At 40.2% G+C, this 14,789-nt stretch carries 16 protein-coding genes; 4 read left to right on the plus strand and 12 right to left on the minus strand.

Annotation, left to right across the window (positions count from 1 at the left end):
• Positions 1–86: 86 nt before the first annotated feature.
• From rng to DJ533_RS13205, 5 genes are read right to left on the minus strand one after another with little or no spacing between them, the layout of a single operon-like run.
• On the minus strand, positions 87–1,541 hold the full coding sequence (rng, locus tag DJ533_RS13185; RefSeq protein WP_065994585.1) for a ribonuclease G: 1,455 nt from the start codon (positions 1,539–1,541) through the stop codon (positions 87–89).
• Positions 1,542–1,581: 40 nt separating this feature from the next.
• Positions 1,582–2,148 (minus strand): Maf family nucleotide pyrophosphatase, encoded by a 567-nt coding sequence (locus DJ533_RS13190; protein ID WP_065994586.1) that lies wholly within the window; start codon positions 2,146–2,148, stop codon positions 1,582–1,584.
• Positions 2,136–2,633 carry a rod shape-determining protein MreD gene (gene mreD, locus DJ533_RS13195; RefSeq protein WP_065994587.1) on the minus strand — a complete coding sequence of 166 codons (498 nt, stop codon included), beginning with the start codon at positions 2,631–2,633 and terminating at the stop codon, positions 2,136–2,138. The genes DJ533_RS13190 and mreD overlap by 13 nt, the downstream gene beginning before the upstream one ends.
• The gene (gene mreC / locus DJ533_RS13200) at positions 2,620–3,477 is read right to left on the minus strand and encodes a rod shape-determining protein MreC (protein WP_065994588.1); all 858 of its coding nucleotides are present in this window, start codon (positions 3,475–3,477) and stop codon (positions 2,620–2,622) included. The genes mreD and mreC overlap by 14 nt, the downstream gene beginning before the upstream one ends.
• 31 nt (positions 3,478–3,508) lie before the next feature.
• On the minus strand, positions 3,509–4,549 hold the full coding sequence (locus DJ533_RS13205; RefSeq protein ID WP_065994589.1) for a rod shape-determining protein: 1,041 nt from the start codon (positions 4,547–4,549) through the stop codon (positions 3,509–3,511).
• 134 nt (positions 4,550–4,683) lie between these two features.
• Here DJ533_RS13205 and gatC point away from each other — a divergent pair, with 134 nt between their 5' ends.
• Genes gatC through gatB form a run of 3 tightly spaced genes read left to right on the plus strand, consistent with a single transcriptional unit; the run spans position 4,684 to position 8,003 of the window.
• Positions 4,684–4,998, plus strand: a complete 315-nt coding sequence (gatC, locus tag DJ533_RS13210; protein WP_065994590.1) for an Asp-tRNA(Asn)/Glu-tRNA(Gln) amidotransferase subunit GatC — start codon at positions 4,684–4,686, stop codon at positions 4,996–4,998.
• 51 nt (positions 4,999–5,049) lie between these two features.
• Positions 5,050–6,528: an Asp-tRNA(Asn)/Glu-tRNA(Gln) amidotransferase subunit GatA gene (gatA, locus tag DJ533_RS13215; RefSeq protein ID WP_065994591.1), complete on the plus strand. Its 1,479-nt coding sequence runs from the start codon at positions 5,050–5,052 to the stop codon at positions 6,526–6,528.
• On the plus strand, positions 6,528–8,003 hold the full coding sequence (gene gatB, locus DJ533_RS13220) for an Asp-tRNA(Asn)/Glu-tRNA(Gln) amidotransferase subunit GatB (RefSeq protein ID WP_065994592.1): 1,476 nt from the start codon (positions 6,528–6,530) through the stop codon (positions 8,001–8,003). Before gatA ends, gatB begins: the two co-directional genes overlap by 1 nt.
• 48 nt (positions 8,004–8,051) lie before the next feature.
• Here gatB and DJ533_RS13225 read toward each other — a convergent pair whose 3' ends face one another.
• Positions 8,052–9,230: a DNA uptake protein gene (locus tag DJ533_RS13225; RefSeq protein WP_065994593.1), complete on the minus strand. Its 1,179-nt coding sequence runs from the start codon at positions 9,228–9,230 to the stop codon at positions 8,052–8,054.
• Positions 9,231–9,366: 136 nt separating this feature from the next.
• On the opposite strand from DJ533_RS13225, the gene DJ533_RS13230 reads away from it, so the two are divergent.
• Positions 9,367–9,984, plus strand: coding sequence for a hypothetical protein (locus DJ533_RS13230; RefSeq protein ID WP_065994594.1), 618 nt, complete (start codon positions 9,367–9,369; stop codon positions 9,982–9,984).
• 117 nt (positions 9,985–10,101) lie between these two features.
• Here DJ533_RS13230 and DJ533_RS13235 read toward each other — a convergent pair whose 3' ends face one another.
• The 6 genes from DJ533_RS13235 to atzF all read right to left on the minus strand — a co-directional run bounded on the left by DJ533_RS13235 (position 10,102) and on the right by atzF (position 14,779).
• Complete coding sequence (locus tag DJ533_RS13235) at positions 10,102–10,485, minus strand: lysozyme inhibitor LprI family protein (protein WP_065994595.1); 384 nt, start codon at positions 10,483–10,485, stop codon at positions 10,102–10,104.
• A complete protein-coding gene (locus DJ533_RS13240; RefSeq protein ID WP_065994596.1) occupies positions 10,485–11,009 on the minus strand; it encodes a hypothetical protein in 525 nt (174 codons plus the stop codon). Before DJ533_RS13240 ends, DJ533_RS13235 begins: the two co-directional genes overlap by 1 nt.
• Positions 11,010–11,196: 187 nt before the next feature.
• Positions 11,197–11,691, minus strand: a complete 495-nt coding sequence (locus DJ533_RS13245; RefSeq protein WP_148245837.1) for a hypothetical protein — start codon at positions 11,689–11,691, stop codon at positions 11,197–11,199.
• Positions 11,654–11,839, minus strand: coding sequence for a hypothetical protein (locus DJ533_RS18715; protein WP_081406116.1), 186 nt, complete (start codon positions 11,837–11,839; stop codon positions 11,654–11,656). The genes DJ533_RS13245 and DJ533_RS18715 overlap by 38 nt, the downstream gene beginning before the upstream one ends.
• Before the next feature lie 109 nt (positions 11,840–11,948).
• Positions 11,949–12,971, minus strand: a complete 1,023-nt coding sequence (locus DJ533_RS13250; RefSeq protein ID WP_065994597.1) for an ABC transporter substrate-binding protein — start codon at positions 12,969–12,971, stop codon at positions 11,949–11,951.
• Complete coding sequence (gene atzF, locus DJ533_RS13255; RefSeq protein ID WP_065994598.1) at positions 12,968–14,779, minus strand: allophanate hydrolase; 1,812 nt, start codon at positions 14,777–14,779, stop codon at positions 12,968–12,970. The genes DJ533_RS13250 and atzF overlap by 4 nt, the downstream gene beginning before the upstream one ends.
• Between the last annotated feature and the right edge of the window lie 10 nt (positions 14,780–14,789).

A 14,789-nucleotide genomic window follows, 5' to 3' on the forward strand; every position in this document is an offset into this window, starting at 1 on the left:
CTTATTGTGTTTAGTATTTTGAAATTAATCTGCTTGAAAGTAAAATACCAGTTGTAACAAGTGTTTAACGACATCCTGTTACAATTTCAGCTTAAAATGATATCGTATTGCTCTTGCGTATATAAATTTTCAACTTGGAACTTAATCACTCGATGAATAAAATGCTCTAAATCCGCTACAGCAGGCGCTTCCGCAGTTAACAAACGATCAATTACAGCGGGATGCGCAACCACAGTAAAGCCACTTTGTGACTCAAAAGCACGTGCATATCTTAAGATTTCTCGAAAAATTTCGTAACACACTGTCTCGGCAGTTTTAACATAACCACGTCCCTGACAGGTTGGACAAGACTCGCATAGTAGATGTTCTAGTGACTCACGGGTACGTTTACGGGTCATTTCGACCAAACCAAGCTCAGACACTTGAGTAATCTTGGTTTTAGCGTGATCACGTTCTAACATTTTGTCAAAATGCTGCATGACGGCATCACGATGCTCAGCCTCTTGCATATCAATAAAATCAATAATGATAATGCCGCCTAGATTGCGTAAGCGCAATTGTCTTGCGATGACTTGCGTCGCTTCCATATTGGTTTTAAAAACAGTGTCTTCAAGTGTCCGCCCACCGACATAAGAACCTGTATTGACATCAATTGTGGTCATGGCTTCAGTCTGATCAATCATCAGATAACCACCAGACTTCAAAGCAACACGGGTTTGTAAGGCTTTTTGAAGGTCTTCTTCGACATTGTATAAATCAAATAATGGTCGTTCACCAGGATAATGCAGCAGGTGATTTGCCATATTGGGTACAAACTCTTGTACAAACTCTTGTAATTTGGCATGTATCTCACGAGAGTCGACATAAATTTTAGCTGTATTTTCGTTGGCTAAATCACGAATAACCCGTTGCGGAAGCGGTAATTCTTCAAAGATCAAAGATGGAACAGCAATGGCTTTTTGTTTACGTTGAATATATTCCCAAAGTTTGACCAAATAACACATATCTTGTGCGATAGACGCTTCATCAATTCCATCTGCCGCTGTCCGTACAATCACTGAACCCGGAAGTTTATGTTCACTTTGAATACGCTCAATGATAGAGCGTAAACGGTCACGTTCTTCTTCTGATTCAATACGCTGCGATACACCAATATGATTTCCATATGGCATCAATACCAGATAACGTGAAGGAATAGACAAGTCTGTACTGAGTCGTGCGCCTTTGGTACCGAGCATGTCTTTCATGACTTGAACAGTCAAAATTTGACCCGGTTGTAATAATTCAAAGACATTTGGTGTAGGTTGGTTACGTGGCCAAACCATATCATTGATATGTAAAAATGCTGTCCGAGAAAGTCCAATATCGACAAAAGCAGCTTGCATTCCTGGCAGAACACGCACCACTTTGCCTTTGTAAATATTGCCCACAAGACCACGTTTCGCGGTACGTTCAACAAATAATTCATTGACCGTACCATTTTGGATCAGCGCCACCCGACATTCCATAGGTGTGACGTTAATCAATAACTCGTCAGACATAATAAAACTCAAAACATTATAAAAATTCTTTTTGAAGTGGTTAATTTAAGACCTTAACCGCTTTTAATAACTGTACTGTTTCATGCAAAGGTAGTCCAACGACATTGCTATAACTTCCCTCGATCCGAGGGATATATTGTGCAGCAATACCTTGAATAGCATAAGCGCCTGCTTTACCTAATGGTTCTCCAGTTGCCCAATAACGCTCCATATCATCTAGGCTTAATTTTTGAAACGCCACCTGAGTTCGTACCACGATACTTTCACGATGCGTTGCAGTTGCGACACAAACACCCGTTAAAACCTCATGCACCTGAGCTGACAATAATGACCAAATTTCAAAAGCATGTTGTTTAGATTCAGGTTTACCGAGGATTTGTTGTTCTAAGACCACGCTGGTATCTGCTGCAAGCACCACCGCATCTGGTTGGCTTGCCAGCACAGTCTGTGCCTTGGTTTCGGCTAAACGACGAACATAGTGGTCTACGTTTTCATGTTCTAATGCTGACTCGTCAATATCTGGACTTAAAATATCAAATGTTAAGCCTAATTGTTGCAACAACTCTTTACGTCTAGGTGAACTAGACGCCAGTATTAATTTCGCCATCTTTTCAAAATATAATAAAGAATTGGCCAGCTTAAAATACTTGTAAGCAAAGGTTGCCAATGTCGTGTCAAAGAAAAATTTATGCCGAACATGGTCTGCGCCATCAAAGTAAATAACAAATGTGCAGTTAATGCCAAACAGATAATGACCCATAAATTAGCAAAGGTCAAAATTCGTCGCTCTCGAATAAAATAACGTGTCAAAAATGCTAAGATCACATAACTTAGCGCATTCATACCCAACGGTGCATCTAGCAATAAATCAGTGAATAATCCCATTGCAAATGCAAACCATACACCACACCAAGTCGGTTGACACAACACCCAAAATAAAGTGATTAGCAACATAAACACAGGTCGCCAACTTGCCATGCCATAGGATAATGGATACACCACTAAAATTGAGCCAATGACCACAGAAATCACAATAATTAAGAATGGGTCTTTACGCTGACGTTGTGAGGGTAGTTTTTTAGCGATCAACATGCGGTTGCTCCATCGCTAAAGAATCTGAAAACAACACCACCACATGATGACCACCTGCTAACTGTGCAGCAGGTACGACATCAATACTGGCAAACTCACCTGAATTATGACGCATCACTTTCGATACTGTGCCCACTAAGTAACCCGCTGGAAAATGTTGCCCTAGTCCCGAACTATAGACTTTATCCCCTACTTTGATATTGGCGCTGGTTGGGACATATTCCATTTTTAAACGCCCCAAGTCACCTGTACCCGTAACAATCGCACGCATTCCTGAACGTTCTAGTCGAACTGAGAGTGAATGTTCTTTATCAGACAACAACATGATACGACTACTATGCGGATAGACATTAATGATCTGCCCCATAATTCCTTTATCATCTAACACGGTTTGTCCAACACGAAGTTGGCTTGATGCACCACGGTTAATGATAATGATATGTCGCAGCGGATCGGCATCGGTGCCAATCACTTCGGCAATCTCCATACGCCCATCAATAATCAAAGGCGTATCGAGTAGTCCCCGTAAACGGGTATTTTCTGCTGACAATTCGGAAAGTTTCTGTAGACGCACTTGTGCCTGAAGCAATTCGGCTTGCATCGCTGTATTTTCACGACGCAATTGTGCCTCAGACTTAGTTTGTTGGTTGAGCCATTCTTTCGATAATACTGGATAACTTGCAAGTGCATAAATTGGATTATATGCTGCATACAAGACATCTCTTGCAGGTTGAATCACATGTGGCATACGCCAATTAAAAAACAGCACCACCAAACATGCGATCACTGCAATAACAAATGAACGAAAAGATGGCGGTTGTCTTGAAAAGAGATTCGGTTGCACCGCCTCATCCTTAAACTTAGTTTACAGAAGGTTAGCCCACAAACAGCATATCGTGGTTTGGATTGTCAAAGAATTCTAAGACTTTTCCACCACCACGGGTCACACAAGTTAAAGGATCTTCCGCCACCACCACAGGTAAACCTGTTTCTTGAGCAAGTAATTTGTCTAAGTTACGCAACAATGCACCACCACCTGTTAACACAATTCCACGCTCTGCAATATCAGAAGACAATTCAGGCGGAGTTTGTTCAAGTGCTGATTTGACCGCAGAGACAATACTTTGTAATGGATCAGAAATTGCTTGGCTAATTTCATCAGAAGTGACAGTAATGGCACGTGGTACACCTTCTGCTAAGTTACGACCACGCACTTCGATCTCTAAAGTTTCAGCATCAGGGATCGCCATACCGACTTCTTTTTTAATGATTTCTGCAGTGGTTTCGCCGATTACACAACCATGTGCTTTACGCACATAGTTAATAATCTGCTCATCAAATACATCACCGCCAATACGTAAAGAATCTGCGTAGACACAACCTTGCAAGGAAATAATCGCAATCTCAGTCGTACCACCACCCACATCAACGACCATCGAACCACATGCTTGCTCAACAGGCATACCAGCGCCAATCGCTGCTGCCATTGGTTCTTCGATCAGACGTACATCACGTGCGCCTGCATTAAACACCGCTTCACGAATCGCACGACGTTCTACCAGTGTGGATTTGCATGGAACACAGACAACGACACGTGGCGCAGGTGGAAATAAACGTTTTTCGTGCACTTTACCAATAAATTGATTTAACATGGTTTCAGTGACTTCAAAGTCTGCAATTACACCATCTTTCATCGGACGGATCGCTGAAATGTTTGCAGGGGTACGGCCTAGCATCTGCTTAGCATCTAAGCCTACAGCTGCTACAATTTTTTGTGAACCGCTGTGGCGAATCGCCACAACCGTCGGTTCATTTAATATAATGCCCCGTCCTGGTGCATAAATCAGTGTATTAGCAGTACCTAAATCAATGGCAAGATCTGGCGAAAACAAGCCAATTAGTCGTTTTAGAATCACGGGTCGTTCTCAGTTAAACTTTAGTATGGACGCAAGATGGCAACTTTAACTAAATGTGATGCTTTGGACAAGTCAATCGCTTATTATAACGCACGATATTTTAACTTTTTTTAAAACTGATTAGGTGAGACATCATGTCAACTTCAGATGCTCAGCATTCTGCAGACTTAAATGCGCAAACTGTATCGCAGATTGCTAACCTTGCTCGATTGTCGCTAGATAAGACGCAATCTACTGAATATGCTCAAAGTTTAAATAAAATTTTAGGGATGATGGAAACCCTGAAAGGCATTGATACCGAAGGTGTTGAGCCACTTAAGAGTCCATTTGACAATCCACAGCCTTTGCGTGAAGACGTTGTAACTGAAAGTAATCATCGTGATCAATATCAAGCCGTTGCTCCTGCTGTACAGGATGGTTTGTATCTTGTGCCACGCGTGATCGAATAAAATTTAACCAGTTAAATCTATTTCCCAAATTAATCGTAAAGAATTGTTCCCATGACTGATTTACATCGCTTATCTGTTCGTGAAATGGCTGAAGGCTTAAAAAGCGCTCAGTTTTCATCTCGTGAATTGACTCAACATTATTTAGACCGTATCGCCAAGATTGACCAACAAGTGAAATCTTATGTGACGGTTACTGCGGAACATGCGCTTGCTCAAGCTGATGCTGCTGATACAGCATTAAAATCAGGTCAAGCAACTGCACTGACAGGTATTCCCCTTGCGCATAAAGATATTTTCTGTACCCAAGGCATCAAAACCACTGCGGGTTCTAAAATCTTAGACAATTTCATTTCTCCATACGATGCAACTGTGGTTGTAAAAGCCAAAACAGCAGGCTTAGTGACTTTAGGTAAAGTCAATATGGATGAGTTTGCCATGGGGTCAACCTCTGAAAGCTCATACTATGGTGCGACCAAAAACCCATGGAACTTAGACTGTGTGCCGGGCGGTTCATCAGGTGGTTCTGCCGCAGCGGTTGCAGCAGACCTTGCACCTTTTGCCACAGGTACAGATACAGGCGGTTCGATTCGTCAACCAGCATCATTCTGTGGCTTAACAGGCTTAAAACCCACCTATGGTCGTGTTTCGCGTTTCGGAATGATTGCCTATGCCTCATCACTTGATCAAGGTGGCCCAATGGCACGTTCAGCAGAAGACTGTGCGTATCTGATGAATGTGATGGCAGGTCACGACCAAAAAGACTCCACCTCTGTGCAAAAAGATGCTGATGATTATGTTGCGAATTTGAATGCAACTACAGTCAAAGGCTTACGCATTGGTATTCCAAAGCAATACTTTAATGTTGCAGGTTTGGATACAGATGTTAAAGCACGTGTTGAAGAATCTTTGAAAAAATTGGAAGACATGGGCGCAACGTTGGTTGAGATCGATCTCAACATGACCGATGCCTATGTGCCAACCTATTACCTGATCGCACCTGCGGAAGCATCTTCAAACTTACAACGTTATGATGGTGTGCGTTATGGTTATCGTGCTGAAAATCCAAAAGATATTTTAGACCTCTACAAACGCTCCCGTTCTGAAGGTTTTGGTGCAGAAGTACAACGCCGTATTTTAATCGGTACTTATGCACTATCAGCAGGTTATTACGATGCTTATTATGTGAAAGCACAAAAAGTACGTCGGTTGATCCAACAAGACTTCTTAAAAGCATTTGAAAGTGTCGATGTGATTGCTGCGCCTTCTGCGCCAACAACTGCGTATAAAATTGGTGCGTCTTTAGACCCTGTAGAAATGTATTTAGGTGACATTTACACCATCGCTGTGAACTTGGCAGGCTTACCTGCAATCAACACCCCTGTCGGTTTTGATGCAAATAATCTTCCTGTAGGCTTACAGTTGATTGGTAATTACTGGTCAGAATCTCAATTGCTCTCGGTTGTGCATCAATATCAACAAGCAACAGATTGGCATACCAAACGTGCGGCAATTGCGGAGGAGAATACATAATGGCTAAAAATACTACTAAACCTAAATCAAACTTGATTGACGGTTGGGAAGTCGTTATCGGGATCGAAATCCATACGCAACTTGCAACCAATTCTAAAATTTTCTCAGGTTCTTCAACGACTTTTGGTCAAGACCCAAACACGCAAGCCAGCCTTGTCGATTTGGCGATGCCGGGGGTTTTACCTGTACTCAATAAAGAAGTGGTTGATCTTGCCATTCGCTTTGGTTTGGGAATTGATGCGTATATCGACCAAGCTTCGGTATTTGCACGTAAAAACTATTTCTACCCTGACTCTCCGAAAGGCTATCAAATCAGCCAAATGGACAATCCAATCGTGGGCTTAGGTCATATCGACATTCAACTTGAAGATGGCACAGTAAAACGTATTGGCGTAACCCGTGCGCACCTTGAGGAAGATGCAGGTAAATCTATTCACGATCAGTTTGAAGGTCAATCAGGTATCGACTTGAACCGTGCAGGTACGCCTTTGCTTGAAATCGTGTCTGAACCTGACATGCGTTCGGTTGAAGAAGCGGTTGCCTATATCAAAGCCATTCACACGTTGGTGCGTTGGTTGGGTATTTCTGACGGTAACATGGCAGAAGGTTCATTCCGTGCCGACTGTAACGTGTCGTTACGTCGTCCGGGTCAACCTTTCGGTACACGTTGCGAGTTGAAAAACCTCAACTCATTCCGTTTCATTGAACAGGCGATCAATGTTGAAATTGAACGTCAAATGGAAATCTTGGAATGGGATGGCACGATTGATCAAGAAACACGTTTGTTCGATCCTGTGAAGATGGAAACGCGTTCTATGCGTTCGAAAGAGGAAGCGAACGATTATCGCTACTTCCCTGATCCTGACTTGTTGCCTGTCATCATTGCTGACGAACAAATCGAAGCAATTAAAGCACAAATGCCAGAGCTACCTGCTGCACGTCGTGCGCGTTTCGTGGCTGACTTTGGCGTGACTGAGTACGATGCGCACGTTCTTACGCTGACTCGTGAAATGTCAGAGTTTTATGAAGATGTTGTTAAGGCTGCTGGTGGCGCTGCACAAGGTAAAGTGTCTGCAAACTGGGTAATGGGTGAATTCTCAGGTGCTTTGAATAAAGCAAGTCTGGAACTCGTTGACTCTCCTGTTTCTGCTGAGAAGCTTGGCGGTATGATCGCACGTATTGTGGACAATACCATTAGCGGTAAGATTGCAAAACAAGTGTTTGGCTTTATGTGGGATGAAGGCAAAACTGCAGATGAAATTATTGCGGAAAAAGGCTTGAAACAGGAAACTGATACAGGTGCGATTGAAGCGATTATTAAGGAAGTGCTGGCTGCCAATGAGAAGATGGTTGAAGAGTATAAGTCTGGTAAAGACAAAGCCTTCAATGGTCTTGTTGGTCAAGTGATGAAAGCATCTAAGGGGAAAGCTAACCCTGCGCAAGTCAATGAATTGATGAAGAAATTGATTGGTTGAACTAATCTTTTTGTAAAAGAAAACCCGCTTTAGAGCGGGTTTCTTATTTTAAAATTTAAATATTTCCTTTGCTTTTTCAATTGTTTTAGGGCCGATCCCTTGCACACCAGACAATTGTCCAAGTGTTAAGCCCTTATTTTTGACTCTTGCCACTACAATGGCTTTAGCCACATCCCGTTTGACATTAAGTAATGCTTCGATTTCATCTAATGAAACCTCAGTAATTAATAGTTGAGTAGTTACCTTTTCTAAATCAATATTCAGATATTCCAAAAGATCAGCAAGCATTAAATAAATGTGAAAAATAGTTTTTGTTGCTTCCAATTGGGATACTTCTGCATGGACACCCTTACAAGTTAATGTGTAATCAGCAGCCATCCAACTGCCTAAATAATCTAGATGGGATTTAGCCATCTCTTTATTACTTTTCGACTCGATAGAAATATCCATGAATCTCCAAATTCGGTTTATATACTGATTTTGTTTAAAAGTACGTCCATTAATATTTTCATCAGTAGCTGGATATAATCTATCTGCTAAATTTTCTAGTAACCGCCTACATGTTGCTAATGCTTGAGACCATTCTTCTTTAGAATCAGAGGAAATAGAACGAAAGGCTAACATAAGTTGTTCAGCAATTTCAGGATCTAAATCAAGCAACTTGTCATCTACTGCATTTTTTAAAAGATCAAAACCTGAAATTATAGTTCCTGAAAATTTAAGTTTGTTATACAAGTCACTCAAATATTTATGACACTCGCCTTTAGCATAAGCTAAACGCTCATTTACATTATTTAAGTATAAAGATTTATCATTACCATGCTTTTTTAAATAAGGTAGATGATCTTCAATGTGATGAATTGATTTTTCTAATCCACCTGTACTTGGATTAGTCTTAATTCGAAGAAAATTTGTCGTGAAAATAAATTGAATATCAATACCAACTTTCGTTAAACGATCTAGAAATACTTTATAATCTTCACTATTTATATTAACCTGTTCTTTTTTTTCATTATCTTCAACTATTTTAGTAAGTATTTTTTTTAATGGATCAATAAACTTTTGATTTCCAAGCTCAATTTCCGCCCAAATATAATAATTAGTTTCTTCCAATAAGTTTGCAGCTCTCGATAGTTTTTGAACACCTACCGTTATGCTTCCTTTTGGAGATTCTAGTTCTTTAATCCCATCTTCAATAATTTTTAATGCTTCTTCTTTCTTATCCACTTCGCAAAGCCTTAATATTTGATAATTAATACTTAACAATATAATATAAAATCAATTCCTTATGTGATTAAAATAATAATTTTCGGATATAGAATTTAATCATAAAATCAACCTAACACTGCAGACACAAAACAACATGACCATCAAAAAAGTAAGCTCCATCGACAAACTTGAAGAACTTGGACGTATCCGCCTATCAAAAACCTTTTTTATGCGTGATTTTTTATATAGCGAAATCGCTAATTGGTATGGTATACAAAACTTTCCTGACCACCCTGATATTGCCATTCGTACAGGAACACAGCTCTGTGAGCAACTGCTCGAACCTCTACAAGACAAATTTGGACGGCTGGAAATTCGTTCTGCTTATCGCTCGCCTGCTGTCAATCAATTAGGCAATGAAAATAACCATAACTGCGGTAACAATGAAAGTAACTATGCGAGCCATATTTGGGACTATCCGAATGAACATGATTACGGTGCAACAGCATGTATCGTGATTCCATCGCTTATCGAACTTATTGAAAAAGACACCGCAAATTGGAAACAAATCGCCTATTGGATTCATAACCATTTGCCCTATAGCCATATGCAATTTTTTAAACGTAAAGATACCTTCTGCGCCTTTAATTTATCTTGGCATGAACAACCGAGAAAAGAGATTTATAGTTTTATTACAGGCTATAAAGGCAATTTAAAAGTTACTCCTGAACCAAATCCTGAATATGAAAAGTTTTATCCTGATCTCATTTAAAATGCATGCTCGCCCCATTATAAACAGTATTATTAGCAACTAAAGACACAACCATTTTCAAAATTTATTTTTCTATAAAAAGACCTGAAAAATCAGGTCTTTTACTCTCATTCTTTATCAAAGCGAAGCTAAATTTTCCAATTCATTCGCCCTTTTTAATGTTTCATTCATCACACAATTGGCACTTTTTACTTGAGCAATCGTGCCACCATTCGGGTCTAAGTAAAACTTACAATTTGCATCACGATATTTGATCCATAAACGTTGCGCTGTTTGTAACTCTTGCTTACGGGTTTTACTCTGCTTTGATATTAAACCATTATATGCTTTGTTTAAACGGGCATCCTGACGAGCCGTTTCATTCGATAAACACTGCACCATCGTGGCAGTATTGCCTGCTTTATTCATACATATTGTATATTGATTACTTACTTTTGAATCTGCATAAGCAGCTTGCAAACCAAGTATAAGCAATGAACTTGTAACCATTAATTTTTTCATTATTGCTCTCTCACCACACCCAATTTATTCCAAATATCTGGCGTTAAAAACGTCATCACTAATTTATTTAAGTCGATATATTTTAAAACACCATTTAACTGCTGCTTGATCTCGGGGGTTTTTAAAATTTCCTCACCTGTAATGCTGCCTAACTCCTGAAAACTATCACCCACCGCTTGCAAACCCTCAGCCTTAATCACGGCTTGTGCTTGCGTAGAACATTGCTCGGTTAAAATACGTTGTAAAGTCTGCGCCAAACTTTTATCCAAAGCTGTTTTTTGTTCAGGTGTCACATGACTAAAAGCTTTTAAATCAGGATGTTGTGCTAAAGCAGTAAATGTCCATTGCAATACAGTGGTTTTGTCGGCTGCGGTGGTTGATTTCACCAAACATTCACTGAGTTGATCGACTGCCTGCCCTGCAACTGCAAATTGTGTCGTGCCCAATAATGCACAAGCCAATAAAGCAGACTGCGTATGACGAGAAATTTTTTGTACAAAAGAACGAGAAACAAGGCGTGACATCAGCCGAACTCCAAAAATATATAGGTTATTTTTAGCATAGATCAGACAAATAGACCTGTTAGAACTGTGTAAACTTACTTAAAGCAAAAAAGTAGGTTGGCTTATTCACCTTTAAAGAGAAGAGCTGATAAATTCAGCTCTTCTCTTGCGTCAGATTGTATTGACCATCCTCACTTCTCATGATGATCTATAAGTTAATTTCAACCAATTTCGTATTCACTTTATAATCGCTCAGTTTTAAATTTTCACAAGCATTTGAGCGGATTGTGGTCATGATTAAAATATTTTGATAAGGCATCATATTAAAATAACCTTGTTGATTATTATGAGTTTTACAACTTTCCTCATCAACGGCAGCACTTACATCTTGCTCTTCCAAACGACTTAAAGTTTTAACATTCCAACCATCAATAACAATAACAACTTTCTCTCCCTCCATTGCACCTTGACCAGAAGAAGCATTTTGTACTTCAAAAATATTAAAAGTTCGTCCTTGCGCATAATATTCAAATATTTGAAATGTATTGGTTTGCCCACCAAAATCTAAAATTTTAGATTGTTTTAATTTGGGACGCGTAAGAATATAGCCTCCCCAAAAATTACGTGCAGATTCATTAAAATATGCACTGGATAAATAAGCTTCTTCACCTGATTTTAAATACACTTTTTTGCGTATTTTCAACTTTAATATTTCTAGACGGATTCGCAGCCGATGCTTGAATATTATTGATCCATTGAATGATTTGTGCTTGGCTTGGTTCTACGGAAAATACCACATGGCTATTAAGAAAAAGCACACTTGCAACTAAAAGCTGAAGAAAATAACGCATAACGTCCCTGTTAAAATAAAAATGCTATCAACAAGTTTATGTTTTTATTCAATATAAATCTACTGTCAATGCGCCAAGAGAAAGCTCAAATAAATGCTTTCTCTATTTTTCACTTCAACTCCTCCAGCAAACTCGGAAAAATCAAACCATCTGCATTGATTTCCGTTTTGTACACACCATTTTGCACATTGAATTTATTGACATGATAAGTTGATCCATAAATAGAATCAAAGCCTGCACCTTTGCGAAACACCTTTTTATTCGCTGCCAAATCAAGTAAATGTGTCCCCTCAATAAACTGAGCATATTGTGTTGGATCAACCCCAACTTTATTTGCCATGATCTTTACCGCATCATCATGTGTGGCAGGATCATTAATATATTTAACTGTTTTATCCCACACTTGAATGATTTTTTTCCATTCTTCTTTATGTGCAGATAAATGACTCATATTCACTGTTAAAGTGTCATAAATCAGTCCTGGTTTATCCTTAGAACTGTAGATAATTTTAGAGCCTGCCACTGACTTTAAAGCTTGATTGGCGACAGGTTGCCACACGGCGATTGCAGATATTTCAGGACTGGCAAAAACTTGGGGTAATTCATTGGTCATCGAATTCACCAATTTCACATCCTCTTGTTTAAACTTAGCATCCTCCAAAGCACTGGAAAGTAACAAGTGATCCACCAAGCCTTTTTCTACTGCAACTGCTTTACCTTTTAAATCCTGAATGCTGTTCACCCCTGCTTTGGCAATCATCACATCGTTGCCTGCGGAATAATCCGTTGCCATAATCATGATGCCCTGTGTACCACCTGATGCAATCACCAAATTATCACCATTTGACACAGACACGGCATCAAGTTGATTGGCTGAAAAGGCGTTGATCGATGCAGAATAATCAAACCATTTAAATTCAACATTTAAACCTGCTTCTTTGAGCCAACCTTTTTCAATAGCAACCTGCCAAGCCACCCATCCCGGCCAATCACTATAGCCAATGCTAATCGGTTGTGTATCTGGCGTTGCACTGGCACTGCTTTGTTTCTCAGGTATTTTTGCAGTGTTATCACATGCACTGAGTAATATTGTCGTCATGACAGAAATCGCCATGAATGTAGGTTTGATCATAGTGCAATTTCTCCGATTGAATGACTTTTAGATTGTGTTGGGGCAGCTTGTAAGGAATGAATATAGGCACGCCATCCTCCTAAATGGCTGATATTGGTGGCATCGACGAGTGCATACGCTTCGCAAATAAAGCCTTTGACCCATGTGCCATCTGCAAGTTGTACATTACCAATGCCTAAAGGTGCAGGCACTTCTGCCACGATTGCACCAAAATTTGCCAATGGAATGTCCCAGACTTCGAGTTCAATCGCATGTCCATCCTTTTGTACATATTGCAAACCGGGTTTCGGTGGCACAGTATTTTTGAGCGCAAATAATTGATAATGGGCTGCTGAAGTGGTTTTTTGTCGTAAAGTTCCACCGCGTGTGGTCAGTTGGAAATTCAATGGCATTCCTGTGAGATGTGCGCCAACTACTGCAAGTTTTACGAAATGTTGCGAATGAATATGGATTGTTTTTTGATAAGACTGTGTGGATGTCCCTAAGTTGAGCTGTACATGCGTCTGCCAAGTTTGTGCGAAATTTGCTAAAGCTTGATCCATCCACGCTTGCGCAATAAAGGTCACACCACTTGGCAAAGCATCACCACGAATCACATTCGGCACAGCAATGGCAGATAAATCCGCAAAATTAACAAAATTGGTATATGCCCCCATGTGGCTATTTTTTACGATTGGATCAGCCTCAACCTCCGCAATTTTATAAATGGTCGGTGAAGTGGGTACCATCAAAGCATCATACGCAGCTAAAACTAAATTAATTTTTCGTGCCAGTTCTGCTCGTGTATATTCCGCTTGCATTGCATCTGTGGCTTGAAACTTATCCGCTTGGGCAATGATGTGTGCGATCACAGGATGCGCTTGTTCACGACGGATCATACGCTCCACTGCAACCGTACGCTCTGCCACCCATGCCTCATTGTAGAGTGCTTGTGCCAACTGATTAAAAATAGAAAAATCAATTTTCTCCACTTGATAGCCAAGTGCTTCCACACGTTCTATGGCGATTTGGAAAGCTTTTTCAGTCTCTACATCGCCATAAAACTCAAGCTGTGCAGGAATGGCAATTTTACCTTTAGAAAATTGACTCGGCACATGGGCAGGATGTTGCCGTGAATAGGCATCATTTTCATCATAGCCTTGCATGATCTGTGCAGCTTGCCATGCGTCATCCACAGTCAAGGCAAAAATAGAAATCACGTCAATGGTGCGACAAGCAGGAATCAAACCTGTAGTAGAACACCAACCTTTGGTCGGCTTTAAACCGACAATATTATTATGTCCTGCAGGCACTCGCCCCGAACCTGCGGTATCCGTACCAAGTGCAAAGGGTACACATCCATTCGCCACCACCACCGCAGATCCTGAACTTGAACCACCACTAATATATTCAGGATTAAAACTATTTTTCACCGCACCGAAAGGTGAGCGCACACCGACCAAACCTGTGGCAAATTGATCTAAATTAGTCTTGCCAATCACAATCGCACCCGCAGCTTTGAGTTTTTCGACCACAACCGCATCGTGTTCAGCCAGATAACTGACTTCTATACAAGCTGCCGTAGTATGAAAACCTGCGACATCAATGTTATCTTTCACTGCAAATGGAATCCCATACAAAGGCAATGCCGCACTATCTTTAGTTGTTAAATGTGCAATTTGCCGCTTTAAAAGTTCAGGACTTGCCAACTCTATCCACGCGTGGTCATGGTTTTCAATATTTGCAACATAATCATATAAATCAATAACTTGAATCTGCTGTTCCGCATAGGCTATTTGCCAGTCTTGAATCGTCCATTGCTTTTGCATACTGAATCTT

Source organism: Acinetobacter defluvii (assembly GCF_001704615.3).
In the GTDB taxonomy this organism is placed as follows: Bacteria; Pseudomonadota; Gammaproteobacteria; order Pseudomonadales; family Moraxellaceae; genus Acinetobacter; species Acinetobacter defluvii.

Bases quoted from the DNA above. Each gene is read 5' to 3' on its own strand.
- rng (WP_065994585.1), bottom strand. From the start codon at position 1,541: ATGTCTGACGAGTTATTGATTAACGTCACACCTATGGAATGTCGGGTG.
- DJ533_RS13190 (WP_065994586.1), bottom strand. From the start codon at position 2,148: ATGGCGAAATTAATACTGGCGTCTAGTTCACCTAGACGTAAAGAGTTG.
- mreD (WP_065994587.1), bottom strand. From the start codon at position 2,633: ATGTTGATCGCTAAAAAACTACCCTCACAACGTCAGCGTAAAGACCCA.
- gatC (WP_065994590.1), top strand. From the start codon at position 4,684: ATGTCAACTTCAGATGCTCAGCATTCTGCAGACTTAAATGCGCAAACT.
- gatA (WP_065994591.1), top strand. From the start codon at position 5,050: ATGACTGATTTACATCGCTTATCTGTTCGTGAAATGGCTGAAGGCTTA.
- gatB (WP_065994592.1), top strand. From the start codon at position 6,528: ATGGCTAAAAATACTACTAAACCTAAATCAAACTTGATTGACGGTTGG.
- DJ533_RS13230 (WP_065994594.1), top strand. From the start codon at position 9,367: ATGACCATCAAAAAAGTAAGCTCCATCGACAAACTTGAAGAACTTGGA.
- DJ533_RS13235 (WP_065994595.1), bottom strand. From the start codon at position 10,485: ATGAAAAAATTAATGGTTACAAGTTCATTGCTTATACTTGGTTTGCAA.
- DJ533_RS13240 (WP_065994596.1), bottom strand. From the start codon at position 11,009: ATGTCACGCCTTGTTTCTCGTTCTTTTGTACAAAAAATTTCTCGTCAT.
- DJ533_RS18715 (WP_081406116.1), bottom strand. From the start codon at position 11,839: ATGCGTTATTTTCTTCAGCTTTTAGTTGCAAGTGTGCTTTTTCTTAAT.
- DJ533_RS13250 (WP_065994597.1), bottom strand. From the start codon at position 12,971: ATGATCAAACCTACATTCATGGCGATTTCTGTCATGACGACAATATTA.
- atzF (WP_065994598.1), bottom strand. From the start codon at position 14,779: ATGCAAAAGCAATGGACGATTCAAGACTGGCAAATAGCCTATGCGGAA.